A 23,820-nucleotide genomic window follows, 5' to 3' on the forward strand; every position below is an offset into this window, starting at 1 on the left:
TTAAATATCCTCGTTATTCAATTGGTTCGGATGACATGCGAGCCGTGTTTCGACGATTGCACGCCTAATGCGCGTGCCCATCGTCGTGACCCGCGGTTGAGTCGCCGCCGCTCTCTGGCCCCTTGGTGCCCTCATCGTGATGCTCCTCGTTCGAGCCGGCGCTGTGCGCGTCGTTATGGCCTTTACTCGAGCCGGTCGTCGCATCCACTTCGCGAGTTGCGTTTCCACCACCATGATCGGGTGCGCCGCCAATGGCGTGGTGTCCGACGCCGCTCGCTTCGGCCCGTGCCAGCATTTGGTCATAGTCGGCCGCTGACATTCCCGGCAATTTCTCGACGAACGCGGTCATAGCCCACATGTCTGCGTCGCTGTGTGACGAGCCCCACTCGGGCATGCCGGACGCCTTGACGCCGTGCTTGATCACCCAGAAGATTTCGCTTGGGCTTTTCTCTTTGGCCGCGTGGGTGAGCTCGGGTGGTCTGGGATACATGCCGCGCGCCGCGACCGACTGTTGGCCGCCGGGCGGGGCATGACAATCGCTGCACATGGCGTCGAAGTTGGCAGCGCCTGCCAGTAACTGGTCTTCAGAGCCCAGCTTCGGGGCTTCGATGCCGGAGGCCTGTTGTTCAACCGAGCGATGGACCGTTTTCTGTAATGCCCAGCGCGTGATCGGCCAGTGGTCGCTGGTCGCCGCGACGTTATAAACACCGGAATAAATGACTCCGGCGGCTGCGCCGCCTACGATGAGCAAGCTCACGAGTAGGGTCGCTATGACAATTTTCCAAGTTCGCACAATGCGTCTCCGTGGGAACGGTGACGCAGCACGGCGCTCTAGGACTTTGCTGAGATAACCGCCAAGTGGCGACTTTCAACAATCTCCTAGTGAAACGCTATGCAAAAGCTGCAACCACCGTTCTGATTGATGTTCGGCGCATGCGTGATGCACCAAAAGCTTCAATTAGACGCGAATAGACGGCGGTCGATAGGGAGGGTGTTCGAACCCGGGTGCGACCGAAACAGACGCACGGCTCACCAAGTGCGCCGCAGGGGGAAACAGCGCATCAGTTCGGAAGCTGGTGTCGACTGCACTCGAGGAGCAATGGCCCATGAACGTGCAGCAGCACCGCTCATGGGATGGGGAGTCGCCATTACCCTGTACGTGCTTCGTCGCGTGCGAGTGCTCGCTGGCCGTCGCACCCGGGTTCGTAACAGCGGATGTTTCCGCGTTGGCGTGCTCGGAATCGTGCAGGCAAGATATTCCCGGGACGCCCGCTTGGGCGACCAAGGCTTGCAACAGCAAAATTAGAACCAAGAAGGCACGCATCAGTCGAACTATATCAGGATAGGCAAGGCTAGCAATGGCCGTCGGCTAATTTTTTGCTCGAGCAAAAAACAGTTTTTGTAAATAATCGAGGTTGGCGGGTTCTAAGGCGCGAGGCGCATGCATGCGAGGTCGGACATGTTCTGGGCTCTGCTTACATTAGCGATCGAAGACCTTAGAGCTTTTGAAGCTTATAGGCAGCTTAAGGTAGCGATGGGTTCGTGGTGCTCGGAATCGACGTAGAAAGCGTTGAGGGCGGGAGGCAAAGCCCCGAATCATTACAGGCTTGCACCACCGCCTTTACGGTGGGTATGTCGTTGTCGGCAACTTCATCCAGGGCCGCTATCAATTTAACGTTGCCCGAATACACCCGGATCGGGTCTTCGAGGCCGACGTCGAGCTCATCGCCCGGTGGGTATTCAAGCTCGGTCGATAACAGCACGCCGTTCGCAAATATTTTGATGTCGGTCGGAATAAGAAAGTCGAAGGAGGCGGGATTGGCGTTGATATGCCACTCCGATGCGATGTCCAGTTCTATTTGGATCGTATCGCCTTCGCGCGTTGCATCGAGATCCACGTGGGCCGCGCTAAAACGCTGTGTTTGCGGTGGGACGGACTTTGAGACTGTTGATGACTCTGACGCGGTATAGAGGTCAACAACGTCCCACTTGCCATCCCGGTTATTACCGGTCGACTGGTCGGTCGTCGATCGCGCTTGGGGCTCCGTACCAGGCACGGTCCATTGCGAGAAAAGAAAAAGGCCGCTGACCGTGATCGCGATGGTCGCTGGCAACAGCCAAGTGAGGACAAAACTCTTACGGGTCGACACGCGTCTGCTCTCCACTGGATTCGATGGCTGTTTTCAAAGTGCTCACCGTAAATAGATCGGGTAGGCGTCGGTGGACGGTCCCCTCCGGCTTTAAGACCACGGCGAAGGGCAGGCCGGCGCCACCGAAGGATCGTAGGTAGGCGTCAAGCGTAGCGTCCGGCCGGGTGAGATCGGCGCGTAGCACGCGCATCTGGGCTGCATCGACGGCTTTCGCAATCGTGGCGTCGGCGTAAACGGTTTGTTCCAGAACTTTGCAGTTAATACACCAGTCCGCCGTGAACTCGACAAGCACCGGCGCGCCGGCGGCGCGGGCGTCAGTCAGCGCGTGTTCGGTCAACGGTTGCCAAGGTAGCGTGTTCTGGTTGTGCGAGTTCCCATCAAAGCCCAGTGCGACGGCGCCGCTCAGGCCAATCACCAAGACGAGCGCAGGCACCAAACGTGCCCCGAATCCGGGGCCGACCACCAATGCGCGGATCAACCAGAAAGCCAGGGCGCCAAGCCAGGCGGTCCACAGCACGGTGCCGACACGCTCGGCGAGGACGGTCGTAGCAAAGAACGTCGCGCCGGCCAGGAGAATCAAGCCCATGACCTGCTGGATACGTGACAGCCACACGCCACTGCGCGGTATACGTGTCAGCAGTCCGGGTCGGGCCAGGAGAACGAGGTAGGGTAGGGCCAACCCGACGCCCACCGCCATGAACAGCGCAAAGATCGTGCTTGGCGCCTGCGTGAGGGCAAACGCCATGACGCCGCCCAGGAAAGGCCCGGTGCAGGGCGCAGACAAAACCGCGGCCAGAAAACCGGCCAAGTAGGGTTCGGCATAGCCGTTGCCCTGGACGCGATAAACCCATTGGGGCGGTTGCACGCCGCGCCCCGCGAGACTGTAAACGCCGAGGCCGGCGAGCAGGAAAGCCAGTGCCGCGCGAAACCAGAACGCCTGGAACAGGGTGCCCCAGGTCCAGTTCAGCATGGCGGTCGCCAAAGCGAGCGCGCCGAAGAAGGTGAGCGTGCCGGCCAGCAGCGCGATCGCTGCCAAAAAGCGTTGTCGCTTACCGCTGCCCACCACACGCGCGATCGTGCGCAACTTGATGGGCAACGCGGGTAGCACACACGGCGTGAGATTGAGCAGCACGCCGGCGAACAGCGCCAGCAGGAGATTCGTCCAGATCGTCATCGCCTGGCGTTTTGGCGGCGGCGATCCCGCGCCCTGGAATGGTCGTGCTCGCGGTTTCGCTCATGCGCGCCCCGCGATCGGATGACGTGCGCCGCGCCGAACAGGAGCAGCGCGGCGCCCCCGCCCAGAATCCAGATATAGACCGGCAGGTGCAGCGCCTGACTGCCGAGCAGTACGCTCAGTACGGTCAGCGGCAAAATACCCACGCCGGTGGTCCAGACGAACGTCCATCGCGGCACGCCGGCGAGTCCCGCGGCGTAATTGACCAGATTGAAGGACATGATCGGTATCAGGCGCGCGGTCAGCAGTGTCGTAATACTGCTATCACTCACGAATGCATCCAACCGCGCCTGGTAACGCAGCGGAACCAAGCGTGACCGTGCGGCCGGGCCCAGGGCCCTTGCGATTTCGTAACTCAGTATTGCGCCGATCATTGCACCCGCCCAGGTGAGCAGTACACCCAGCCCGGAGCCGAAGACGACGCCATTGGCGATTGCGATCACCTCGGCCGGAAACGGCACGAAAGAGTGAGCCGTCATCAGGCCGATGGAAGCCGCAGGCGCCCAGGGACCAGCGCGCTCAAGGAGCGCGTGCAAACCATCGCTACTAAAATCGACAGCAAACAGGCTGTATTCGACCAAGCACCAGAGGATAACGATATCGATCCAAAGCAATGCCGCGGTTAGCACCACAGCCGCTATCAGCCACCCGCTGCGCGCGGTGCGTAGCAATGTGCGGAAGACCACAGCTAACAACACGAGGCCGAGTGCGGCCAACGCCAGGCAGACGAACAGCAAATCTGCGTTCATCGCCATCGGGCTTCTCGCCGATCTTTTCGTTTCGGTAGAAAATTAAGCTTGAACATGGGTGCCACGGGCGGTCATGAGCCCCCAGAGCCAGTTGATTTTGTAGGTTTCGATCTGCACGGCGGCGTAGCCGCTTTCTTTGAGCATTCGAGCGCACTCATGCGTTCGATAGGTCCGTGCGTGCGCATGCGCGCGCAGCCGTTGATAGCGCTCGAACAGCCGGCACATCAGATAATCGCCACACCAGTCCGTGAGCATGAGCTGGCCGCCGGGTCGCAGCACGCGCTGCATTTCGATCAACGCGTCGAGCGGCCGCGCGACGTAGTGAAACATGCTGCAGGAAACGACGAGGTCGAACTGTGCGTCGGCAAATGGGAGCTGCTCTGCCCATCCCTCATGAAGCGCTATATCAGACGGGAGTTTGCGGCGCGCGATTTTGAGCATGGCGGGTACCGGATCCACGCCCACGAGCCGAGTTGGGGGATGAACGGTCGCAAGACGATAAAGCAGGGCGCCCGTTCCGCAGCCCACATCGAGTAATCGAATCCTCCTCGCCCAGCGGCAAACGCGCGATCGTCTCCTGCATCGTCGCCTCGATATAGAACGACCACTTCCGATCATAGCGGCCCGCAATCCGAGCGTATTCCGCGACAACCTCTTGGTACGGAGCTTGGGTTTGCATGTCGGAAACAAGCCTTTGATTGGATGGCCGACGTCATGCATCGATCGGGTCCATACCCAGCGCGGACGGCTCATGACGTGATCGCCGGTAACGCCCCGGATACAGCAACGCGACGCGCCTGTATCCGGGGCAGCACACTCTCAGTCGTTACTTGTTCGGCTGCTTGGTCATGCGCATTCCAGCCGGCGGGAACAGCTTCTCGGCTTCTTCATTGGACAACGCCGGCGACACGATCACGTCGTCGCCGTCCTGCCAATTGGCCGGGGTGGTGACCTTGTAGTTGTCGGTCAGCTGCAACGAATCGATCACCCGCAGAATCTCGTCGAAATTACGCCCGGCACTCTTCGGATAGGTCAGCGTCATCCGGATCTTCTTGTTGGAATCGATGATGAACACGCTGCGCACGGTCGACGTGTCGCCGGCGTTCGGGTGGATCATGTCGTAGAGTTCCGCGACCTTGCGGTCGGAGTCGCCGATGATCGGGAAGTTCACGGCCTGGCCCTGAGTTTCCTCGATATCGGCCGACCAGCGTTTGTGATCGTCCACCGAATCCACCGAGACCACGATGGCTTTCACGTTGCGCTGGGCGAACCTTTCCTTGAGACCGCCGACCGCGCCCAGCTCGGTGGTGCACACCGGTGTGAAGTCGGCCGGATGCGACATCAACATGCCCCAGCCGTCGCCAAGCCATTCGTGGAAATCGATCTCGCCTTCGGTGGTATCGGCGGTGAAATTCGGGGCGGTATCGCCTAGATGTAAGCTCATTTCTATACTCCTGTTCGATCAAGAAGAGGCCGGCGGCCACCGGGATTGGGGCCGCCGGCGCATTCGTGTCTAGCCCTTGTCGGTCGAACCGTCCGGGCCGTTCATATTCTCCATCTTGCTCTGCATCATCTTGTTGCAGGTTTCCATCATGTCGTTCATCCGGGTCATCATTTTCATCATCGGCATGTCCTTGTTGTTCATGCCCATGCCATGACCCTTTTCACTATCGTCTTGCATCATCTGCCCCATGTTGTCCGCGGGTGCCGACTGGGTATCGTCGCCTGGCGTGGCGGCGAGTACGGCGGGTGCGCCCGCGATCAGAGCGGCGGCAATAATCGTTTTTACTGTTGTACGCATGGTTCTAGTCCTCTTTGGATTGTGCAGAAGGCGCGCTCAACGGCGCTGTCTGCTGTGAATAACGGGTTTGCGTGTTTGGTTCCTGTCGGGCCGTTGAATCATCAGTAGCTTTCGGTCGCATGCTCCACATCATCCAGCCCATCATGATCATGCAGGGCAGGATGAACAGCAGCGGCACGGCCCCGATGGCCACGACCCAGTTCCAGTTGAATACGAGCCCGATTACCGCGGCGACCAAGCCGCCCACGAGCACGCTGCGTGGCTCGAGCCAGCGCCGGGCCGGATGACCCGAGTCGGACGACGAAGTCGATGCTTCGGAATTGCAGCTTTTCACCATTGATTTCCTCGATGGTTGCCTGAAGACAGGCCTAATACGTCGTGTAAACGTCATCACTCAGCGTGTGAATCACGAAAGGTTCCTGCTTTTCGCCACCCATGCCGGGGGATCCCATCGGCATTCCGGGCAGCGAGATGCCACGGATATCGGGCTGTTCGTCCAGCAGTTTGTTGATTACTTGCGCCGGCACATGGCCGACGACGACATAGTTGCCGACCATCATGGTGTGGCAGGAGGAGAGCTTGGCGGGCACGCCGTGCTGACGGTTGATGCCGGCCATATCGTTGGTGTCGAGCACTTCGACGTCGAAACCGTTTTCATTGAGGTAGTCGGCGTATTTCTCGCAGCACATACAGCCGGGGTTGTGATACAGGGCGGCCTGGATCGGCGCCGCGAAAGCGATGCCGGTAAAGGCCGAGGCAAACGCCAGGAGCGACCACATCGCTATGGCGCGAATTAGAATGTTCTTCATCGGAATATGACTCCACGTGACTTGAATCGATGTGTCCGGATTCATCCTCAGGGGCACGGTTTTCGCATTACCCGTATTTCGTCGGGTCACGACGATCGTGTGCTGCGGAGCGCTGCGGTCGGGCACAAATTGCCCGAGCGACCGCCAGGAAGAATCCGAGGAACGTGGCGCGTTAGGCGCCCGTCGGATCAGGCGTGGAGGTCACGCGGAGGGAAGGGATCGGGGCCATCCAGCAGCCGGCCGCGATGGGCGGACGGGGAAGGAAACAGCGCCGCGGGCGCCGGATGAAAAACCGGCATATCGGTACGGTTCATGCTGGCGACCATCGCGCAGGCGGCCACGGCACAGCTGGCGGTAGCCGATGCCGAATGCGGCTGATTCGACAACTCGTTCTGGCAAAGTGCGCAATCGTCCATCCGGGTCTCGGACTCCATGGACCATGCCATGACCGCGGGGCTCGCCAGTACGCTGCCGAGCATAACGATCATCACGAGCAATTGGGCAATGAACCGCTTCATATAAAAACTATAGGGCTTGGATTTTATCTTTACAAGACTGAAGCCGGGTACGGAGTCGAGGTTTTTTATACACGATAGTAACTCGGTTTATGAACGAACGCGGTAGTAACGCATCATGCCGTTATCCTCGTGTTCCATGTTGTGGCAGTGATACAAATAAAGCCCCTCGAAGTCGGCGAAGGTCAACGCGACACGCACGCGTTCGCCCGGCAACACAAGCACCGTGTCGTGTAGCCCGGAATCGACCAGTCCGGCCGCCAGACCGCTCCAGCCCCGGCGGCCGCCGATTTGCTCTCGCCCGACGACCGCGAACTGCAGCCCGTGCACGTGCATGGGATGCGGCATCATGGAGTCATTGACAAATTCCCAGACCTCGGTGTGTCCCAGGGGCACGATTTCGTGGTCGGCCACGGTGGCGCCTTCGAACCGGCGGCCGTTGATGGCGAAGCCGCGCATCATGACCATGCCCAACTTGAAGCGGCGCAACGGGGTGTCGCGCTCGACCGGTGGCGTCTGCAAATCCTCGGCGAGACGTTCAGGCAGTCGTTCCTTGCCGCGTTCGCGCCGTGTTACGCGCAAGGCGAGTAACGGGACGCGTGTGCCTGCGGGGAGGTCTGCGCCGCCCATCATGCCGCTACCCATCATTCCGCCGGCCATCATGTTGTCCATCATCCCGGCCTGGTAGCTGTCGCTGAGCAGGCGCAGTTCATCGCCGGGGTCGTTTGCGGATAAATCCACCCACAGATCGATGCGCTGGGCCGGCGCCAGGGCCACGAAGGGATATTGGCGCGGCGCCGCCAGCAGGCCACCGTCGGTGCCGAGCACAGTCATGGGCCGGCCGTCGCTCCAGGCCAGTTTGTAGATGCGCGAGTTGGAGCCATTGAGTATTCGTAGACGGTACGGCCGGGTGGCGACTTCGCGTGCGCTATCCGGTTGTCCGTTGACCAGGATGCGGTCGCCGAGAAAGCCGCGCATGCGGGTCATCATGGTGCCCATGCCGCTGCCGATATAGGTCAACTCGTTGTCGCCGGCGAAGCGGCGGTCTTGCAGAACCAGGATCATTTCCTGATCCCCGGCCGGCAGCCCCAGGGCGCGCTCGGCCTCGTCCTCGATGACCAGCGGGCCGGCCAAACCCGCATAGCTTTGAAAGCCCACCCGGCCGCCGTCCGGTCCGTGCGGGTGCGGGTGGTACCAATACAGCCCGGCGCGGTCGCGCACATCGAAGGCTACGGTCATGGCTTCGTCGGGCTTGATCGGCAGCCGTGGCTGGCCGTCCACATCCGGCGGCACGTGCAGCCCGTGCCAATGCACGGTGGTGTCCTCCGGCAGGCTGTTCTCCAACCGGGCGTGGAAACGCTGGCCGCGGCGCAGCCGGATCAGCGGCCCGGTGTAGCTGTCGCCCACCGGGGTGATGGTATCCGCGGGGCCATTACGCAGTTCGGCCGTGTAGCGCCAGACTTCGCTTGGCGTGCCGGGCAAAATGGGCACGGTATCCGGACGCGCGCGCAGCCGAATGTCGACGTCGAAGGGGCCATTTTCGAGGCCGTAATGGCCCGCGCCTTCGCGTTTCGTACCCGCGGCCGCGTTGTCTTTACACGCCGTCAACAGAGCTGTGGGCGTCAAAGCGGTGATACCCGCAAGGCCGCCCACGCAACGCAATAGCATGCGGCGTCTGGGGTCGATAGTCGTCATCAGCTACGCAGGTATTTGATCAGCGCCACCACGGCGAGCACCAATACGCTCAACACGAGAAGTGCAAACAGCACCCACGCGGCCATCATCGGGCCACCCATCATGCCGCATTGCATCATTGATCCGTTCATCAGACCGCCGTCGCCCATGCGGCCCGGGCCGGTCTGTCCCGCGGCAGGGGCGATCCCGATAATGGAGCCAAGCAGGCTCAACAGCAATGCTACGAATAGCTTCATGGTGTTTTCCATGCTTTTGGTCGGTAGAGATTCAGGTATCGAGCCGTACTTGTCATTCAAAATACTCTAGCGTGCCCGGCCAGCGGTGGGGATTCGGGCAGCCCGAGCCGGGACTCAGCGATCGGGCCGATACGCTCACTCGCGGTATCTTGCATGTGCCCACATCAGTGATGCAGCGCCGGTTGTGATCCAGACGTCGGCCAGGTTGAATGCCGGCCAGTGGTACTGTGCGAAATGGAAATCGAGAAAGTCCACGACGTAGCCGCGTAGCAGGCGATCCGTCAAGTTGCCCAGCGCACCGCCTAAAATCGCACTGAGCGCGATCCCTTGACCTTGCGAAGTCACCCCGCGCCACAGCCAGCGCAACAGAAAGGCCGATATGACAACGGCGACACCGATCAGGAATGCCCGTTGCCACCCACCCGCATCGGCCAGAAAGCTGAATGCGGCACCCGTATTATGTAGATGTGTCCAGCTAAAAAACTCTGTGACGGCTCTGCGCTCACCATAGTCAAGATAGGTGCTGGCCGCGTACTTGGCTGCTTGATCTACGAGCAGCAGCGCAAGAGACAACCCCAGCCACCGCAGCTTGTCGGTCGGGCTAGCACTTTTCAGCGTGCCGCCTATCGACCCCGTAGACACGAGCTGTGACTCCTGTTCGCAGTGCACGTATATATCGCCACGTCAAAGGGCTCCCGTGGGCGACGATGCCTGAAGTTCGTCTCGCGTTTTGCGCGCGTCCTTCAGGATGCGGACACCGCCGCGTAGGACGATGAAACCAACGACCAGACCGATAATGAGGTCGGGGTAACGCGTGTCGAAGTAGTAGACAAGCGCGCCGCCGACAATGACGCCAACATTGGCGATCACATCGTTGGCCGAAAAGATCCAACTCGCGCGCATATGGACGCCGCCTTCCCGATGGCGGGCGATGATGAGCAAACACGTGATATTCGCGACAAGTGCCGCCAAGCCCATCGCTATCATGTAGGCGGGCTCGGGATCGCTGCCCATAACGGTCCGCCGGACCACTTCGCCCAAGGCGAACAAAGCGAGCAATATCTGCACAACGCCGCCAATGGAAGCCGCGCGCGCCTTGTGATGGACGGCGCGCCCCACCGCATACAGCCCGGCAGAATAAACCGCCGCATCGGCGAAGTTGTCGAGTGAATCGGCGATCAGCGCGGTGGAGCCGCCCAGCAAACCAATCCCGAATTCAGCCAGAAACATGACGCCATTGATCGCCAGCAGCCAGTAGAGCGCCTTTTGTTGGGCCTGGTCTTCGGCCTCGAATTCACAGCCGCAATCGGCCATCGCGTGTTACCTCCACCGGCGCAATCGTGCACCGACTCTGTTGAACATATAGCGACGATAAAACCTCTAGCAACTAAAGGGTCAAGCAGTCAGCGCGAAGAATCCCTTTGCCTTTTCCCTGCCCAAACGAGCATGCTCAGCGCGATCCCAATGAAAGCCAGTACCGGCTTGTCCCGCCAGCGGACGTAGGGCGTGGTCCCCGTGCGCGGTGTAACCTCTGCCGGCAAAACAGTCGACTCGAACTGTGGCGCGCGGGCCAGCGCTTGACCGTTGTGGTCGATCATGGCCGTGAGGCCGGTGTTGGTTGAACGTAAGAGCGGACGCCCAGTCTCAATGGCGCGCATTTGCGCAATTTGCAGATGTTGATGCGGCCCGAGGGAATCCCCGAACCAGGCGTCGTTACTCAGGTTGACCAACAACTGCGCGGCCGGGAGCAGGTCGGCGACTTCAGCGCCGAACGCCACATCAAAGCAAATCAATGCACCGATGGGCACGCCGGAGGCATATAGCAGTCGCGGTCGCTGGCCTGCACTGAAGTCTTCTACCGGCGCGCCCAGGATATTGAGCCATGGGCCGACGAGTCCGCGCAGTGGGACGTATTCACCGAAGGGCACCAGATGGCGCTTGTAATAGAACCGACGCGGACGAGCCAAACTGACGGCGGCATTGTATGCCTGGCCTTGGTCGGTGCGCACGGGAATCCCGAGTATCAGGGTCGATCCGCGTGCGCCGAGGCGTGTTTGGAATCGGTCTAAATATTCAGAGGCTTGACCGAACCACGCCGGCACGGCGGTTTCCGGCCAGACGATAAGGTCGGTTCCCGCGTAGGGTTGGGTAAGCGCTCGATAGCGCCTCAAGGTGAACGCGAGCGCCTCCGGCTTCCACTTCCTGTCTTGTTTCATATTCCCCTGCACAAGCGCGACGGACAGGGGTTTGGCGACCGGCTCGGTCCATTCACGATCAAGCAGTGATGTGCCGAGCAATAGCGCCACCAGTGCGCCGCTTGTGATTGCCAGGCGCCACAAGCTGAAACGAAGCATCGTCCACGCCAGAGCACCTGCCATCACGGCCACAACAAAGCTCACGCCCAGCACGCCAAACACCGGTGCGATTGCGGCAAGCGGTGTGCCGATCTGGCTGTAACCTAGAAAAAGCCAAGGAAAGCCGGTCAGGAACCAGAGCCGGACCCATTCGCTCAATACCCATGCCGCCGGCAATCCAAGCCACAGTGCGAAACCACCCGTCCGCGAGCATAAGGTGCGCACGAGAAATATCGCTGACCACGGGAACAAGGCCAACAAGGCCACAAAGGCCGCAGTGAGGAACATGGCAAGCGCAGGCCCGCTGCCGTAGCGACTGATGCTGATAAACACCCAGGACACGCCTACGCCGAAGTAACCCAGGCCGAAGAAATAGCTCGTCCAGAGCGCTTGGCGTTTCGGTAGATGGGCGGCCAGTAGGAATAGAGCAGCCGGCGACAGCACGGCGAGCCAATACCAACCCAACGGCGCGAAAGCTAGCGGCAGAAGCGCGCCAGCAAGCAAAGCCACGCTATAGACCGCGAGCAGGCCCGGGAATACTGTTATGTTGCGCGCCGGCACGCGGTTGATCAATGCTTGCTTGCACACACGATATTCCTACGCTTGAGTTGCCAGCGGGCGATAGGAGCGCCACGATAAATCCTCGAGTTGCTAGAGCTTCAAGCACGAGGTATTCATGACGCAATCCGATCTGCGTATTGGCGATCTCGCCCGACGCACGGGCGTAGGCGTGGCCACGATCCGCTACTATGGCGATGTAGGTCTGCTACCGGAAGCGGGCCGCAGTGAGGGGGGTCAGCGCTATTACGATACATCTCACCTTGAACGGCTCATATTCATCAAACGTTGCCGGGAACTGGGTTTCAGCCAAGACGATGTACGCACGCTCCTGACACATGCCGATCAGAGTGAGGCTTCCTGTGAAGACGTCGCTCGACTCGCAGAAAAGCATCTTGAAGCCGTGCGTGACAAGCTTGCGACCTTGCAAGCTTTGGAAAACTCACTGGACGATATGATCCATGCCTGCCATGGGGGGCGGATCGAAGATTGCCGCATCGTCAAGGCCCTGGCGAATAACCACTAGCGTTGCCGATACGCTGCGGACAAGCGTCGCAGTTAGCGTACGATTTTTCCGTTTCGTGAGATGACCCCGTCAACGTCAAATGGGCTTTTCGCGCTGTCACGATGGTGCCAACATCTCTATCGTTATCAATCTCAGCTTCGTTTTTAACGCCGACGAGTAGGAATCCCGGCGACAATGCGCCGATACTCGTTACACTCGCCATCCACCGCCGACGGGTGTGGTCGCTCTCGTTCATGGCGAATATTGACGGGCCATCGACGATCGGTAGTTTCCGGCCCCCATGACCGGTCTAGCTGCGCAGATACTTGACGAGCGCCACGATGGCAAGCACCAGCACGACGAGGACAAGAAGCGCGAATAGCATGCAGGCGAACATCATCGGCCGCCCATCATCATGCCGCCGTTCATCATTCCTCCGTCCATCATGCCGCCCTCGCCCATCCGGCCGGGCCCGGCTTGCTCCGCGGCGTTGGCGATGCCGGCGAACGCGGCGAAGAGAGTGAGGTAGATGCTTTCAAGTATTTTCATGGTCTTGCTCCTTAGCGTGGTTGAAACGAGGTCCTCGATTTGTGGAAGCTACGGATGCCGCGGCCTGGCGCTGTGCCCAGGGTCTGTGACCCGCCGTTCTATCCGGCACGCGAGTCTCTGTATTGATCGGCGGCGATCAAGCGTCACGATGTCCTCCGGGTCTGGTTGTGCCCGACTCCGTGTCGGCCTCCCGCGACAAACCGCGTCCCCGCCAGAACGAGAAAATCACAGGGAACACGATCAGCACCATGACCAGCGCCGAAGCCACGCCGCCGAGCATGGGCGCGGCAATGCGCTTCATCATCTCAGCGCCCGAGCCGTGGCTGAGCATGATGGGGATCAGCCCCATGAACAGGGCCAGGCCTGTCATCAACATTGGCCGGATGCGGTGGGTAGCGCCGACTTCGATGGCCGCGATCAGGTCCGTGTGGCTGTGGATCAGTCCTTCGTTGCGGTAGCGCAGCCAGGACAAATCCAGATACACCATCATGAGCAGGCCCAGCTCCACGGCCAGGCCGGAGACTGCGATAATGCCCACGGCGACTGCTACGGACAGCTTGTAGCCCAGCGCCCACAGCAGCCAGATGCTGCCGACCAGCGAAAACGGCAGGCTGAGCATGATGATCGCGGTCTCGACCAGCGAGCCCCGATGCATGAACAGCATGAAGAAGATCAGACCGATGGTCAGCGGCACCAGGATTTGCAGGCGTGCCGCGGCCCGTTGGTAGTACTTGAACTTGCCGGCCCACTCCAGGCGATAGCCGGGCGGGATGTCGACCTGGTCCGCGACCACCTGTTTGGCCTTGGCCACATAGTCGACGATGCCGATTTCGGATTTGACATCCACGTTCACGTAGCCGGCGAGCTGGCCGTTTTCGTCGCGGATGCTCGGCGGCCCGGTGGTGAACTCGATGTCGGCCACCTGGGAGATCGGGATCTGGGCACCGTCGGCGGTGGTGACCAATGTGCGCTTGAGCGACTGGATGTCATCCCGAAAGCCACGCGCGTAGCGCACGAGGATGTCGTAGCGCTCGCGGCCCTCGACCGTCTGCGACACCGCACGGCCGCCCATGGCGGCGACGATCACGTCCTGGACGTCGCCGACGTTGAGCCCGTAGCGGGCGGCCGCCGCCCGATCCACGATGAAGTCCAGGAAGTAGCCGCCGGTGGTGCGCTCCGCAAAGGCGCTGCGCGTGTACTGTGCGGTCCGTGGGTCTTCCTGCAGGGCCTGCTCGATGGCGATGCCGGTGGATTCGATCTTCTTCAGATCCGGGCCGAGCACCTTGATGCCCAGCGAGGAGCGGATGCCGGTGGCCAGCATCTCGGTGCGGGTCTGGATCGGCATCCACCAGATATTGGGCATGCCGGCGAAGTCCATCGCCTGGTCCATCTCCTGGATCAGCTTGTCCCAGGTCATGCCCTCGCGCCACCGGTCCTTGGGCTCGAGCATGATGTTGATCTCGAACATGTTCAGCGGGGCCGGGTCGGTGGCCGTGGAGGCGCGCCCGACCTTGCCGAACACACGCTTGACCTCGGGGAATTCCTTCAACCGGCGGTCCATGGTCTGAATCGTTTGATTGGCCTGCTCGATGGACATGCCGGGCAGGGCGGTGGGCATGTACAGGATCGAGCCCTCGTTGAGCGGCGGCATGAACTCGCTGCCGAGCTGCTGATACACCGGCACTGTGGCCACCAGGGCCGCCGCGGCCAGGCCGATGACGAGCCAACGGGCATGGACCGCGGCCCGAACCACCGGCATGTAGGCCCGCTGCAGGCCACGGTTCAGTCGGCTCTTGTCGCCGCGGATCTTGCCGCGAATCAGCAGCACGGCCAGGGCCGGCACCAGCGTGACCGACAGCAGCGCGGCGAAGAACATGGAATAGGTCTTGGTATAGGCCAGCGGTTTGAACAGACGCCCTTCGCTGCCTTCCAGGGCAAACACCGGCAGGAACGACACCGCGATGATCAGCAGCGAGAAGAAGATGGACGGTCCCACCTCCTGCATGCCTTCGATGATCACCGCCGTGCGCGATTTGGCGAGCTCTTCGGGCGGCGCTTCGCCAGACTGCCAGGCGGCCAACCGCTTGTGGATGTTGTCGATGATGACGATAGCGGCGTCCACCATGGCGCCGATGGCCACGGCGATGCCCCCCAGCGACATGATGTTGGCGGTCAGGCCCTGGTAGTACATCGGGATGAAGGCCAGCAGCACCGCAATCGGCAGGGTGATCACGGCCACCAGCGCCGAGCGCAGGTGCAGCAGGAACACCAGGAGCACCACGGAGACGATGAGCATCTCCTCGGTCAGAATCCGCTTGAGCGTGTCGATGGCACGCTCGATCAGCGAGGAGCGGTCGTAGACGGGCACGATCTCCACGCCCTCGGGCAGCGAGGCCCGGACCTCGTCCAGGCGCTGCTTGACGCGGTCGATCACGTCCAGCGCGTTCTCGCCGTAGCGCATCACCACGGTGCCGCCTACGGTCAGGCCGTCGCCGTTGAGGTCGGCCTGGCCGCGGCGCATGGCCGGCCCGAGGTGGATGTCGGCGACCTGGTCCAGGGTGACGGGTGTGCCGCCGGGCCCGGTGCCCAGCACGACATGCTTCAAATCATCGACGGATTTCACGTAGCCGCGGCCCCGGATGAAGTGCTCGTGGCCGGAGACCTCCAGCACCCGGCCGCCGACATCGTTGTTGGACTCGCGCACCGCCTCGATCACCTGGTCCAGCGAGAAGCCTTGAGACGCCAGCTTGTTGGGGTCGACGTTGACCTGATATTCCTTCTCGTAGCCGCCGACCGAGGCCACCTCGGCGACGCCGTCGACCGCCTCCAGGGCATAGCGGATGTTGAAGTCCTGGATGCTGCGCAGCTCGGCCAGATTCTGGTTACCGGATGTATCCTTCAAGGCATACTGGTATACCCAGCCGACGCCGGTGGCGTCCGGGCCCAGGGTGGGATTGACGCCCTCCGGCAGGTCCTTGCTCGCCGAGTTGAGGTATTCCAGTACTCGCGAACGCGCCCAGTAGATGTCGGTTCCGCCCTCGAAGACTACGTAGACGAACGACAGGCCCATGAAGCTCTGGCCGCGGACCGATTCAACGTTGGGCGCGGCGAGCATGGAGGTGACCAGCGGATAGGTGATCTGGTCCTCGACCAGGTCCGGGCTGCGGCCGGGCCAGTCCGTGAACACGATCACTTGCACAGGGGACAGATCGGGGATCGCGTCCAGCGGCGCGCCGTCCAGCGAGCGCCAGCCCCAGGCTGTGGCCGCGGCTACCACGATCAGGGTGAGTAGCCAGTTACGCGCGCAGTACGCGATCAGCCGCTGGATCCAGTCCGGCCGGTCGCCGGCGCCGTGCATTTTTTCGCTCACCATTGCTTGATCCCCGTCTTCAGGCGTGTTTCGGCGTCGATCAGGAAGTTACCGGAGGTCACGACCGTCTCGCCGGCCTCCAGCCCGGAGGTGACTTCGATGTAGTCCTCGTTGCGCTGGCCGGTCTCGATGTAGCGCGGCTGCAGGCGGCCGTCGCCAAGGTCCACGAACACCACGCGCGCGTCGCCGGAGAACAGGACCGCCGACTCGGGTACAGACAGACGCTTCCCGAGATCGGCCTGCAGCTCGACCTCGGCGTACATGTTTGGCTTGAGCCGCCCGTCCGGGTTGGGCAACGACAGGCGGATCTGGCCGGTGCGAGTCTGCCCCTGGAAGTAGGGGTAGACGTAGTCGACCTCGGCCTCGTAGTGGGCGTCGGGCAGATAGGGCAGGGTGACCTCGGCGGTCATGCCCGCATCGATCAGCGGCAGCTCGCTGTCGTAGACCTGGGCATCGATCCAGACCGTGGACAGATCGGCAATGCGCATCAAGATCTGGCCTTTCTTGACGGCCGAGCCCTCGACCACGTTCTTCTCTACCACTGTGCCGGTCGCCGGCGCATGGATCGGCAGGTACTTGATCGGCTCACCGCGCCGCTCGATCGCGCGCACCTGCGCCGGGGCGATATCCCACAGCATCAACCGCTGGCGGGCGGCCTGAACCAGGCTGTCGTCCGGGCCGCGGCGGGACAGCCGCTGCAGGGTCTGCAGATACTCCTGCTGGGCCGAGAACAACTCGGGGCTATAGATGCCGAACAGCATCTGGCCGCGCTCGACCGGCGCGCCGACGTAGTCGATCTTCAGGTTGCCGACCCAGCCGTCGTACTTGAGCGTGACATCACTCAACTCGGTTTCGTCGTAGACCACCTCGCCCACGGCGCGAATCTCGCGCACCAGCTGGCGACGTTCGACTTTGCCGGTCTCGAGGCCGATGAGCTGCCGCCGGCGGTTATCGAGGTTGATCGTGGGCATGTCCGAAGCTGCGTCGGCGACTTGCCCGCCTGAATCCATTTCCCCCTTGGCTCCGCCGCCGAGGCGACGGCCGCCGGTGGCGAGCTGTAAGCCCTGTCGACCGGTCGCCAGGTCGAAGCTGATCCGGGTTTTGCCGAGGCCGGCCTTCTTGATCTGCAGGGTTAGCGGCCAGGCACCACTCATTTTCAGGTTGAACGGACCCGCGTAGCGCCCCGGCTCGGTCTCTTCGAGCTCGGCTGGGGCCTGCATGGCCGCCATGCCCCCCATCGCCGGCATGGTGGCCACCGCCTTGATGCTGGCACCGGAGACTGGATTGCCGTCGCTGTCTTCTAGCCGGATGGCCAGCCGGTTTTTACCGACCACCGGCGTTTCGGGGGAGACCGCAATTGCGAGTCGAAACGGTCCCGATTGGTAGGTCGGGGCCTGGGCCAGGGATGCCGGGCCGGCGTCGGCGCCACCCGCGTCGCGCAACAGCAGCCAGCCGCCGATGCCGGCCGCCGCCAGGATCGCGATCAGGGCGCTGATCACTAATCTCTTATTCATGCATAAACTCCTCGGAATTCATGGCGGCCGGCACCGTGATGCCTGTCAGCTCGCCGCCGCTCCAGCGCCTCAATTCAGCCAGCGCGGTGAAGTAGTCCGCGCGGGCGCTTTCCAGTTCCAGTTCCGCGTTGAGCTTGCGTTGCTCGGCGGTAATCACATCCAGGAACGCGCCACCGCCGGCGCCGTATTCGGATCGGGCGGCGCCCAGGTTTTCCAGCGTGCGCGGGATCAGCTCGTTCTCGTACAAGGCGATGGCGTGCTTGGCTTCCTCCACCGCGGCGTGGGCCTGTTCCAATTGGCTCAGCAGCGTGGTCCGGCGGTCTGCCAGCTCGTATTCCGTGCGCATGGTCTCGGCTTTGGCCTCGTCGAGGCGAGCGCGGTATTTGCTGCGGTCCAGCGGGAGGCTGATACCGACACCGGCGATCCAGCGTTTCTCGCCGGCGTCCCACAGGCTGTTATAGCCGCCGAAGACCTTGAAGTCGGGATAGAACGCTTTTCTGGCCAGCGCTTCGCGGTCCTCATCGGCGGCAATGCGCTTTTGGATTTGCGCCAGTTCGGGATGACTGGACAGGGCGCTGCGGCGTAAGCGGCTATAGGGCGGCAAGCTTCCGGGGAGGGGCAACCCTGCCGGCCCGGCAACGGGCGCGGTGGCCTTTCGATTGAGCAGGTTGTTGATTTTGGCCCGCACGCTGCGCTTGATGCGTCGCAGCTTGATGGCCTGGTGTTTCAGGCGCTGGAGTTCAACCTCGGCCTGCAACACATCCTGCTGGCCGGTCAATCCCGCAGCGTAGCGATTTTCCGCTATCCGGCGCAGCTCATCCACCAAGTCTTGATTGGCGACATTGATCTCCAGCGCCTGGTGTACGTAATACCATTCGGCATAAGCCGAGCGGGTGGCCGAGGCTAGGCGCAGCCGCACCGCCGCGACGTTATCGTCGGCCGCGAGCGCTTCTTTACGCGCAGCGTCCGCGCGCAGACCCAAGGTGCCGGGCCAGGGAAAATCCTGGCTGACCTCGAAACGAATATTGGTACTGCGCTCACGTCCGGACGGCGTTTCAAAGCCGCCAATGGTCTCCGGCGCCACCGCACCCGAAAGTTGCGGGTCAGGCAGCGCCCCGGCGGGTTCGATACGCGCTTCGGCGGCGTCGACCGCCGAGCGCATCGCGGCCAGACCGGCGTTGCGATCGAGAACCGACGCGACCAGCGTGTCGGGTTCGAGGCGCGCCGAGTCATACGCGGTGTCTTGCGCCAGCGCCTGCGTGGCGGGCAACAGGACGGCGGCCAGCAGCACGCCGACGCAGGCGATTTCTTGTATTGTCGCGAACGCCCACTCGCGGGCGCCGCCATGCGCGCGCCGATAGCGCGTGAATATGCCAGGGGACATGTGTCATCTCCGGAAAATGCTGAACAAGAGCCGCGCATGCCAATGCGCGCGCCCTGGAAAAGAGCTAGATCCGGGAGATGAGCGGGGGGCGAATCAATTCGTGGTCGTGGGGCGGTGTGGGATGGCCCGGTTGGGCATCCGGGCGCTGCCTGGCTGTCACCGTAACCGGCAATGGTTTTTGCATGTCGACCAAGGCAACACAGCCGACGGCGCAAGGCGCCTGGCAAAAGATCTCGCCGTTACAATGGCTATCGGCCATGACCGCGGTATCGGTGACGGGAACCACCGAAGCCTGGGCCGTTTTCTGATCCAGCGATTGCGCATTAACACTTGTCGCCAAGGCGAGCGCGGGCAGCACGGTAAGTACCGCCAGTACGAACACCCATAGACGAAAGGCAACCGGAGATTTCAAGATAACGACCTATTCATGCCACAAGCGTAAACATTAAGTCCGGACTGTGGTACGGAGTCAAGTTTTTCTCCCAGGCGCCTGAGCCCGGCAGCCGAGCACGTTGCCGGTGTGGCTGTCGTGACGGATTCGGCTTGGTTATTCCTCGAACAGATTAAGAGGGCCGGGCAACGCAGCAGCCGTCGGGGTAAGTTAATCGCAGATGGTGCAAGTCATGGGCGCTGCCATCTTTCCACCCGGTTGCCCTTGAAGTTGGCGGAAAATACGGTTCCGTCGGCGGCCACGGCCACCGTGGTTTCGGTATGGCCGGGCCCGCCGACGTTATCCGGCGCGAAGGCCGTCAAATAGTCGCCTTCGGCATCGAACTTCTGGATACGATCGTTATAGAAGTCGGCGGCGAACACGTTGCCCTGCGGGCCGACGGCGACCGAGTTGACGGTGGTGAACCAACCCTTGAACGGGCCAAAGATATTGACCCCGAACGGCCCCCGCCCCATGTGCGCACGAACGCGCCGTCGGGGCCTAACTGCTGCCGTTACCCGACCAGCCGCCCAGGCCCGATCCCTGCGCCGACGAGCCTGACAATCCGTGGTGCCCGGTTACTGGCGATGGCAACAACGGTAAGGGGAGCGGTAATGGGTAACGGCAATGCGGCGGCAGGGGCTCCGCCGGAGGCAGCGGCGACGGTTGAGGCCATGGGTTTGCAGCGTCGCTTCCGCCTGTTTTCGGTGTTGATTTCAAGCCCGATCATCTCGTCCTGTTGGTTGAACTGCTTTTCAGCGCCGCGGGGTTGCGAAGTGCGGGCCAGATACTCCAACTCAACACACCGAGCGCCGCGAGTTGCAGGATCGCCTTGGTCCAGAAGCCGATGATCGCCCCCTCAACCAAATGAAACAGCACGAACAGCGTAAGCAGCGGTGCGATATAACGATGCCCTCGCCACAAACCAACGACGAAGTACGCGACCAAAGCAAGGGAGATATAGATGTTGCAGGCGCGATACGATAGCCACCCGAAATTGATCACCTCCGGCGCCCAGCCTTGGGCGCGGTAAATCAGAACGCTGGTCGCGCAGGCGGCGAATAAAAGGGGTATTCGGATTAAGTGGTAGATGGAGCCCCCTTGCTCCTTCGAACCCTTAACTCTCCCAGAAGGTTGATAGATCGACGCCGTAGTTTATCTCAGGCTCGGGAAGACCCATGCTGTAGGTCATGGTGGCCTTGCCCAGGAAGGGGGATTCCTTGGTCTGCGGCACCTTCTTCTTGTGCTTGGTGGTGTAGAGCATCCGGGCCCGCATCACCTCGAATGAGTAGCCACGGCCATCGCGGTTCTTATCCTTGGCCAGCCGGTTGATTGACTCCGTGAAGGCGTTGGTGATCGGGATGTCGGTCTCGAAGTAGGTCAGCATCTCCTCATGCCAGCCACTGATAGCACTGACGAGATCTTTCCAGACCTCCTTTTGCCCCTGTGGGATGTCGTCAATCCAGGCAGTCAGCGCCTTCTCGGCGTCACGCCGGGTTGTGGCGTCCCAGATGTGGAAGAACCGCTCCTTGTGCTCGTAGGCCGCCAAGAGCTGGGGGAATGCCCCTGTCCAGGTCTCCATGATGAGCCGTTCGCGATCTGAGACATCGTGAGCGCGCTTCAGCAGGATCTTCCGGTCACCCTTGAGGGTTCGGCGCTGGTTGGACGTCAGCTTTTTCCTGAGCCCCTTGCGGACCTTTTCCAAGGCCTCGTTGGCCATTCGCACGACGTGGAACTTATCGACCACAATGCGAGCCTGCGGCAGCACCGCCTGGACAGCACGGCGGTACGGTTTCCACATATCCATGCTGACGATCTCGACCTGGTGGCGCTCGGTCATGCTCATGAGGCGCCTCGTCACCGCGTCCTGCTGGCGACCGGGCAGCAGGTCCAGTAGGGTACGCTCCTCCAGGTTGGTCAGGATGCAGCGGTAGCGGCGGTTCAGGTACAGCTCGTCGATCCCCAGGCAGCGGGGTGTCTCGAAGCGATGCCAGGCTGCCAGGAACTCAGCCTTCTTCTTGAATATCTCGCGGACAGTCTTCTCGTCGAGGCCCGTGGTATCAGCCACGTAGGCGTAGGGGTGATTGAAGGCTTCCTTCTCGACGTGGTTGTAAAGCCTCCGCGTCATGCGGTGATCGTCTACCATTTCCGGAAGAGCTGGCCGGAACGTCCTTCCACACGCCCGGCAGGTGTAGCGGCGACGGACCACCCAGAGGGTGACCCGCTTTCCGTGGATGTGTAGGTCGCGATAGGCCACATCGCGCTTACCGAACCTGACAAACTCACTCTCAACGTCGCATTCCTCGCAAGCTAGAGGCTCAGGAGCTTCAACCTGGTAGTGGAGATCATGCTCTTCCATCTTGGTGGCTAGGACGTGGTACTCGGGAAGGTGAAGGATGTTGTCAGGCAAGCTGGTCATGCAAACTTTCCTTGTCGACATGGTCTATAGATGATCGCGACTCTTTGACCGCGTTGTTTTCTACGAACTGAAGGTGAGTTACTCCCTTGGGTCTTCTGCTTCTCTGAGCCCTTCATGCAATGACGCAATTAGCGGGCAAGTGATATTGCCTTGTTGTGCATGGCATCGGTCGACCATTTCGCTCAGCACCTTCTCAATTCTTTCAAGCCTGTCGATCTTCTCGCGAACGTCCCCTAACTTGTGCTCTGCGAGAGCACTGGCTTCTTGACAGTGGGCGCCATCTTCCAGCCGAAGTAGGTCACTGATCTCATCCAGACTAAAGCCTAGCTGCTGCGCCGTTTTCACGAACGTCAACCTGTCGATATCGGCGGCACTATAGCGTCGAATACCTCCGGGAGGTCGTTCGGGCTCCGATAATAGCCCTCGTCGCTGGTAATAGCGGATTGTCTCGACATTGACGCCGGCCGCCTTGGCCAGGCCGCCAATGGTCATGGTGTCCGCCACTTTATCTGCATGTCTCTTCATGATGCTTGACTCCGTACCAAGCTACGGAAGTAACCTTATCGTAGCTCCCCCCATCCCGAAAGGAGAATCGTCAATGCGGACATCTAAAACGGGGCGAGGGCCCCTGGCCGCCGGAGGAGTCGCGGCCCTCCTGGCCTCGGCGTGTTGCCTCGGCCCGCTGGTTCTGATCACGCTGGGCGTTTCCGGCGCCTGGATCAGCAATCTGGCGTCGCTGGAGCGCTATCGCCCGCTCTTTATCGGCGTCGCGCTGGTGGCGATGTTCTTCGCCTGGCGTCGCGTCTTTCGGCCAGTGGAAAAGTGCCAGCCGGGAGAGGTGTGTGCCGTGCCACGGGTCAGGACGGGCTACAAGGCGATCTTCTGGCTCGTATCGCTGCTGGTGCTAATCGCCCTGGTATTCCCCTACGTCTTGCCCTTGTTCTATTAAAAGGAGATCTACCATGAAAGCTCGTTTCGCCTTCATCGCGCTACTCGCCCTGCTCAGCACGCCCGCCTTAGCGGCCTTGCAGACCGTGAAGCTGTCGGTGCCGGGCATGACCTGTGCCGCCTGCCCGATCACCGTCAAGGCCGCCCTCAACAAGGTGGACGGCGTCTCGCAAGTCGACGTGAGCTACGCGGATCTCGAGGCCGTGGTCACCTTTGACGACGCCCGAACGTCGGTGGAGGCATTGACCGAGGCCACCACCAACGCTGGGTATCCATCAACCCCGACATCCTCGCAAGCGGATCGAGAGTGATCATGAAGAATCCCAAGACCCTGCTGCGCGTGAGCGTGATCGGCACCGTCCTGGTGGCATTGTGCTGCTTTACGCCGATCCTGGTGATCCTGCTTGGCACGGTGGGCCTGGCGGCGCTGACGGGCTATCTCGACGTTGTGTTATTGCCGGCCCTGGCCTTCTTCATCGGCCTGACCATTTATGCGATTTGGCGTAAGAAGCAGTTCGACGCCTGTTGTGACAACTGCTCTATCAAATCAAGGAATACGCCCCCTGAGTGACATCAAGCAGCTGCACATCGCGGTCATCG

Annotated in this window: 28 protein-coding genes; 4 read left to right on the forward strand and 24 right to left on the reverse strand. The window is 61.5% G+C overall.

Going from position 1 to position 23,820, the window contains the following annotated elements:
* Window positions 1-64 precede the first annotated feature (64 nt).
* The 15 genes from SSPSH_RS04905 to lnt all read right to left on the reverse strand — a co-directional run bounded on the left by SSPSH_RS04905 (window position 65) and on the right by lnt (window position 12,131).
* Window positions 65-757 carry a c-type cytochrome gene (locus tag SSPSH_RS04905; RefSeq protein WP_006911944.1) on the reverse strand — a complete coding sequence of 231 codons (693 nt, stop codon included), beginning with the start codon at window positions 755-757 and terminating at the stop codon, window positions 65-67.
* A 766-nt stretch (window positions 758-1,523) separates the two neighbouring features.
* Complete coding sequence (locus SSPSH_RS17775; RefSeq protein WP_006911943.1) at window positions 1,524-2,150, reverse strand: protein-disulfide reductase DsbD domain-containing protein; 627 nt, start codon at window positions 2,148-2,150, stop codon at window positions 1,524-1,526.
* Window positions 2,137-3,324: a protein-disulfide reductase DsbD family protein gene (locus SSPSH_RS04915; RefSeq protein WP_006911942.1), complete on the reverse strand. Its 1,188-nt coding sequence runs from the start codon at window positions 3,322-3,324 to the stop codon at window positions 2,137-2,139. The genes SSPSH_RS17775 and SSPSH_RS04915 overlap by 14 nt, the downstream gene beginning before the upstream one ends.
* A complete protein-coding gene (locus tag SSPSH_RS04920; protein WP_161627805.1) occupies window positions 3,321-4,100 on the reverse strand; it encodes a TVP38/TMEM64 family protein in 780 nt (259 codons plus the stop codon). Before SSPSH_RS04920 ends, SSPSH_RS04915 begins: the two co-directional genes overlap by 4 nt.
* 75 nt (window positions 4,101-4,175) lie before the next feature.
* Window positions 4,176-4,886 (reverse strand): class I SAM-dependent methyltransferase, encoded by a 711-nt coding sequence (locus SSPSH_RS18335; RefSeq protein ID WP_338055880.1) that lies wholly within the window; start codon window positions 4,884-4,886, stop codon window positions 4,176-4,178.
* 73 nt (window positions 4,887-4,959) lie between these two features.
* Complete coding sequence (locus SSPSH_RS04930; RefSeq protein ID WP_021031442.1) at window positions 4,960-5,577, reverse strand: peroxiredoxin; 618 nt, start codon at window positions 5,575-5,577, stop codon at window positions 4,960-4,962.
* A 69-nt stretch (window positions 5,578-5,646) separates the two neighbouring features.
* On the reverse strand, window positions 5,647-5,934 hold the full coding sequence (locus SSPSH_RS19070) for a hypothetical protein (protein WP_006911938.1): 288 nt from the start codon (window positions 5,932-5,934) through the stop codon (window positions 5,647-5,649).
* Window positions 5,935-5,938: 4 nt separating this feature from the next.
* Complete coding sequence (locus tag SSPSH_RS04940) at window positions 5,939-6,271, reverse strand: hypothetical protein (protein WP_006911937.1); 333 nt, start codon at window positions 6,269-6,271, stop codon at window positions 5,939-5,941.
* A gap of 31 nt (window positions 6,272-6,302) precedes the next feature.
* Complete coding sequence (locus SSPSH_RS04945; protein ID WP_161627807.1) at window positions 6,303-6,713, reverse strand: DUF411 domain-containing protein; 411 nt, start codon at window positions 6,711-6,713, stop codon at window positions 6,303-6,305.
* 218 nt (window positions 6,714-6,931) lie between these two features.
* Window positions 6,932-7,261: a hypothetical protein gene (locus SSPSH_RS04950; RefSeq protein WP_006911935.1), complete on the reverse strand. Its 330-nt coding sequence runs from the start codon at window positions 7,259-7,261 to the stop codon at window positions 6,932-6,934.
* Between the two features lie 87 nt (window positions 7,262-7,348).
* Window positions 7,349-8,953, reverse strand: coding sequence for a multicopper oxidase family protein (locus tag SSPSH_RS04955; RefSeq protein ID WP_021031443.1), 1,605 nt, complete (start codon window positions 8,951-8,953; stop codon window positions 7,349-7,351).
* On the reverse strand, window positions 8,953-9,189 hold the full coding sequence (locus tag SSPSH_RS19075) for a hypothetical protein (protein ID WP_021031444.1): 237 nt from the start codon (window positions 9,187-9,189) through the stop codon (window positions 8,953-8,955). Before SSPSH_RS19075 ends, SSPSH_RS04955 begins: the two co-directional genes overlap by 1 nt.
* A gap of 135 nt (window positions 9,190-9,324) precedes the next feature.
* Window positions 9,325-9,831, reverse strand: coding sequence for a signal peptidase II (lspA, locus tag SSPSH_RS04965; protein WP_021031445.1), 507 nt, complete (start codon window positions 9,829-9,831; stop codon window positions 9,325-9,327).
* A gap of 42 nt (window positions 9,832-9,873) precedes the next feature.
* Window positions 9,874-10,503, reverse strand: coding sequence for a cation diffusion facilitator family transporter (locus SSPSH_RS04970; protein WP_006911931.1), 630 nt, complete (start codon window positions 10,501-10,503; stop codon window positions 9,874-9,876).
* Between the two features lie 89 nt (window positions 10,504-10,592).
* The gene (gene lnt / locus SSPSH_RS04975; protein WP_006911930.1) at window positions 10,593-12,131 is read right to left on the reverse strand and encodes an apolipoprotein N-acyltransferase; all 1,539 of its coding nucleotides are present in this window, start codon (window positions 12,129-12,131) and stop codon (window positions 10,593-10,595) included.
* 88 nt (window positions 12,132-12,219) lie between these two features.
* On the opposite strand from lnt, the gene SSPSH_RS04980 reads away from it, so the two are divergent.
* The gene (locus SSPSH_RS04980) at window positions 12,220-12,627 is read left to right on the forward strand and encodes a MerR family transcriptional regulator (protein ID WP_006911929.1); all 408 of its coding nucleotides are present in this window, start codon (window positions 12,220-12,222) and stop codon (window positions 12,625-12,627) included.
* Between the two features lie 375 nt (window positions 12,628-13,002).
* Here SSPSH_RS04980 and SSPSH_RS19390 read toward each other — a convergent pair whose 3' ends face one another.
* From SSPSH_RS19390 to merR, 9 genes are all read right to left on the reverse strand, one after another.
* Window positions 13,003-13,155, reverse strand: coding sequence for a hypothetical protein (locus SSPSH_RS19390; RefSeq protein ID WP_021031447.1), 153 nt, complete (start codon window positions 13,153-13,155; stop codon window positions 13,003-13,005).
* Between the two features lie 136 nt (window positions 13,156-13,291).
* Window positions 13,292-16,528 (reverse strand): efflux RND transporter permease subunit, encoded by a 3,237-nt coding sequence (locus SSPSH_RS04990; protein ID WP_006911927.1) that lies wholly within the window; start codon window positions 16,526-16,528, stop codon window positions 13,292-13,294.
* Window positions 16,522-18,039, reverse strand: a complete 1,518-nt coding sequence (locus tag SSPSH_RS04995) for an efflux RND transporter periplasmic adaptor subunit (protein ID WP_021031448.1) — start codon at window positions 18,037-18,039, stop codon at window positions 16,522-16,524. The genes SSPSH_RS04990 and SSPSH_RS04995 overlap by 7 nt, the downstream gene beginning before the upstream one ends.
* Complete coding sequence (locus tag SSPSH_RS05000) at window positions 18,032-19,423, reverse strand: TolC family protein (protein ID WP_006911925.1); 1,392 nt, start codon at window positions 19,421-19,423, stop codon at window positions 18,032-18,034. Before SSPSH_RS05000 ends, SSPSH_RS04995 begins: the two co-directional genes overlap by 8 nt.
* A gap of 64 nt (window positions 19,424-19,487) precedes the next feature.
* Window positions 19,488-19,835 (reverse strand): hypothetical protein, encoded by a 348-nt coding sequence (locus SSPSH_RS05005; RefSeq protein ID WP_006911924.1) that lies wholly within the window; start codon window positions 19,833-19,835, stop codon window positions 19,488-19,490.
* Between the two features lie 209 nt (window positions 19,836-20,044).
* The gene (locus SSPSH_RS05010; RefSeq protein ID WP_006911923.1) at window positions 20,045-20,329 is read right to left on the reverse strand and encodes an NHL repeat-containing protein; all 285 of its coding nucleotides are present in this window, start codon (window positions 20,327-20,329) and stop codon (window positions 20,045-20,047) included.
* A gap of 250 nt (window positions 20,330-20,579) precedes the next feature.
* The gene (locus SSPSH_RS05015) at window positions 20,580-20,858 is read right to left on the reverse strand and encodes a hypothetical protein (protein WP_006911922.1); all 279 of its coding nucleotides are present in this window, start codon (window positions 20,856-20,858) and stop codon (window positions 20,580-20,582) included.
* A gap of 112 nt (window positions 20,859-20,970) precedes the next feature.
* Window positions 20,971-22,272, reverse strand: coding sequence for an ISL3 family transposase (locus SSPSH_RS05020; protein WP_006911921.1), 1,302 nt, complete (start codon window positions 22,270-22,272; stop codon window positions 20,971-20,973).
* Between the two features lie 78 nt (window positions 22,273-22,350).
* On the reverse strand, window positions 22,351-22,797 hold the full coding sequence (gene merR / locus SSPSH_RS05025; protein WP_006911920.1) for an Hg(II)-responsive transcriptional regulator: 447 nt from the start codon (window positions 22,795-22,797) through the stop codon (window positions 22,351-22,353).
* A 73-nt stretch (window positions 22,798-22,870) separates the two neighbouring features.
* On the opposite strand from merR, the gene merT reads away from it, so the two are divergent.
* From merT to merF, 3 genes are read left to right on the forward strand one after another with little or no spacing between them, the layout of a single operon-like run.
* Window positions 22,871-23,221, forward strand: a complete 351-nt coding sequence (merT, locus tag SSPSH_RS05030) for a mercuric ion transporter MerT (protein WP_006911919.1) — start codon at window positions 22,871-22,873, stop codon at window positions 23,219-23,221.
* 13 nt (window positions 23,222-23,234) lie between these two features.
* Window positions 23,235-23,531 carry a mercury resistance system periplasmic binding protein MerP gene (gene merP, locus SSPSH_RS05035; RefSeq protein ID WP_006911918.1) on the forward strand — a complete coding sequence of 99 codons (297 nt, stop codon included), beginning with the start codon at window positions 23,235-23,237 and terminating at the stop codon, window positions 23,529-23,531.
* A 2-nt stretch (window positions 23,532-23,533) separates the two neighbouring features.
* Window positions 23,534-23,791, forward strand: a complete 258-nt coding sequence (gene merF / locus SSPSH_RS05040; protein ID WP_021031449.1) for a mercury resistance system transport protein MerF — start codon at window positions 23,534-23,536, stop codon at window positions 23,789-23,791.
* The last annotated feature ends 29 nt before the right edge of the window (window positions 23,792-23,820 follow it).

The organism is Salinisphaera shabanensis E1L3A, from assembly GCF_000215955.2.
GTDB lineage: Bacteria > Pseudomonadota > Gammaproteobacteria > Nevskiales > Salinisphaeraceae > Salinisphaera > Salinisphaera shabanensis.

Coding starts and splice junctions, on each gene's coding strand:
- SSPSH_RS04915 (WP_006911942.1), bottom strand. CDS start 3,324: ATGACGATCTGGACGAATCTCCTGCTGGCGCTGTTCGCCGGCGTGCTG.
- SSPSH_RS04955 (WP_021031443.1), bottom strand. CDS start 8,953: ATGACGACTATCGACCCCAGACGCCGCATGCTATTGCGTTGCGTGGGC.
- SSPSH_RS04995 (WP_021031448.1), bottom strand. CDS start 18,039: ATGAATAAGAGATTAGTGATCAGCGCCCTGATCGCGATCCTGGCGGCG.
- SSPSH_RS19070 (WP_006911938.1), bottom strand. CDS start 5,934: ATGCGTACAACAGTAAAAACGATTATTGCCGCCGCTCTGATCGCGGGC.
- SSPSH_RS18335 (WP_338055880.1), bottom strand. CDS start 4,886: ATGAGCCGTCCGCGCTGGGTATGGACCCGATCGATGCATGACGTCGGC.
- SSPSH_RS04970 (WP_006911931.1), bottom strand. CDS start 10,503: ATGGCCGATTGCGGCTGTGAATTCGAGGCCGAAGACCAGGCCCAACAA.
- SSPSH_RS05000 (WP_006911925.1), bottom strand. CDS start 19,423: ATGTCCCCTGGCATATTCACGCGCTATCGGCGCGCGCATGGCGGCGCC.
- SSPSH_RS04950 (WP_006911935.1), bottom strand. CDS start 7,261: ATGAAGCGGTTCATTGCCCAATTGCTCGTGATGATCGTTATGCTCGGC.
- SSPSH_RS05020 (WP_006911921.1), bottom strand. CDS start 22,272: ATGACCAGCTTGCCTGACAACATCCTTCACCTTCCCGAGTACCACGTC.
- SSPSH_RS19075 (WP_021031444.1), bottom strand. CDS start 9,189: ATGAAGCTATTCGTAGCATTGCTGTTGAGCCTGCTTGGCTCCATTATC.
- merT (WP_006911919.1), top strand. CDS start 22,871: ATGCGGACATCTAAAACGGGGCGAGGGCCCCTGGCCGCCGGAGGAGTC.
- merP (WP_006911918.1), top strand. CDS start 23,235: ATGAAAGCTCGTTTCGCCTTCATCGCGCTACTCGCCCTGCTCAGCACG.
- SSPSH_RS05010 (WP_006911923.1), bottom strand. CDS start 20,329: ATGGGGCGGGGGCCGTTCGGGGTCAATATCTTTGGCCCGTTCAAGGGT.
- SSPSH_RS04940 (WP_006911937.1), bottom strand. CDS start 6,271: ATGGTGAAAAGCTGCAATTCCGAAGCATCGACTTCGTCGTCCGACTCG.
- merF (WP_021031449.1), top strand. CDS start 23,534: ATGAAGAATCCCAAGACCCTGCTGCGCGTGAGCGTGATCGGCACCGTC.
- SSPSH_RS19390 (WP_021031447.1), bottom strand. CDS start 13,155: ATGAAAATACTTGAAAGCATCTACCTCACTCTCTTCGCCGCGTTCGCC.
- merR (WP_006911920.1), bottom strand. CDS start 22,797: ATGAAGAGACATGCAGATAAAGTGGCGGACACCATGACCATTGGCGGC.
- SSPSH_RS04945 (WP_161627807.1), bottom strand. CDS start 6,713: ATGTGGTCGCTCCTGGCGTTTGCCTCGGCCTTTACCGGCATCGCTTTC.
- SSPSH_RS04930 (WP_021031442.1), bottom strand. CDS start 5,577: ATGAGCTTACATCTAGGCGATACCGCCCCGAATTTCACCGCCGATACC.
- SSPSH_RS04980 (WP_006911929.1), top strand. CDS start 12,220: ATGACGCAATCCGATCTGCGTATTGGCGATCTCGCCCGACGCACGGGC.
- SSPSH_RS04990 (WP_006911927.1), bottom strand. CDS start 16,528: ATGGTGAGCGAAAAAATGCACGGCGCCGGCGACCGGCCGGACTGGATC.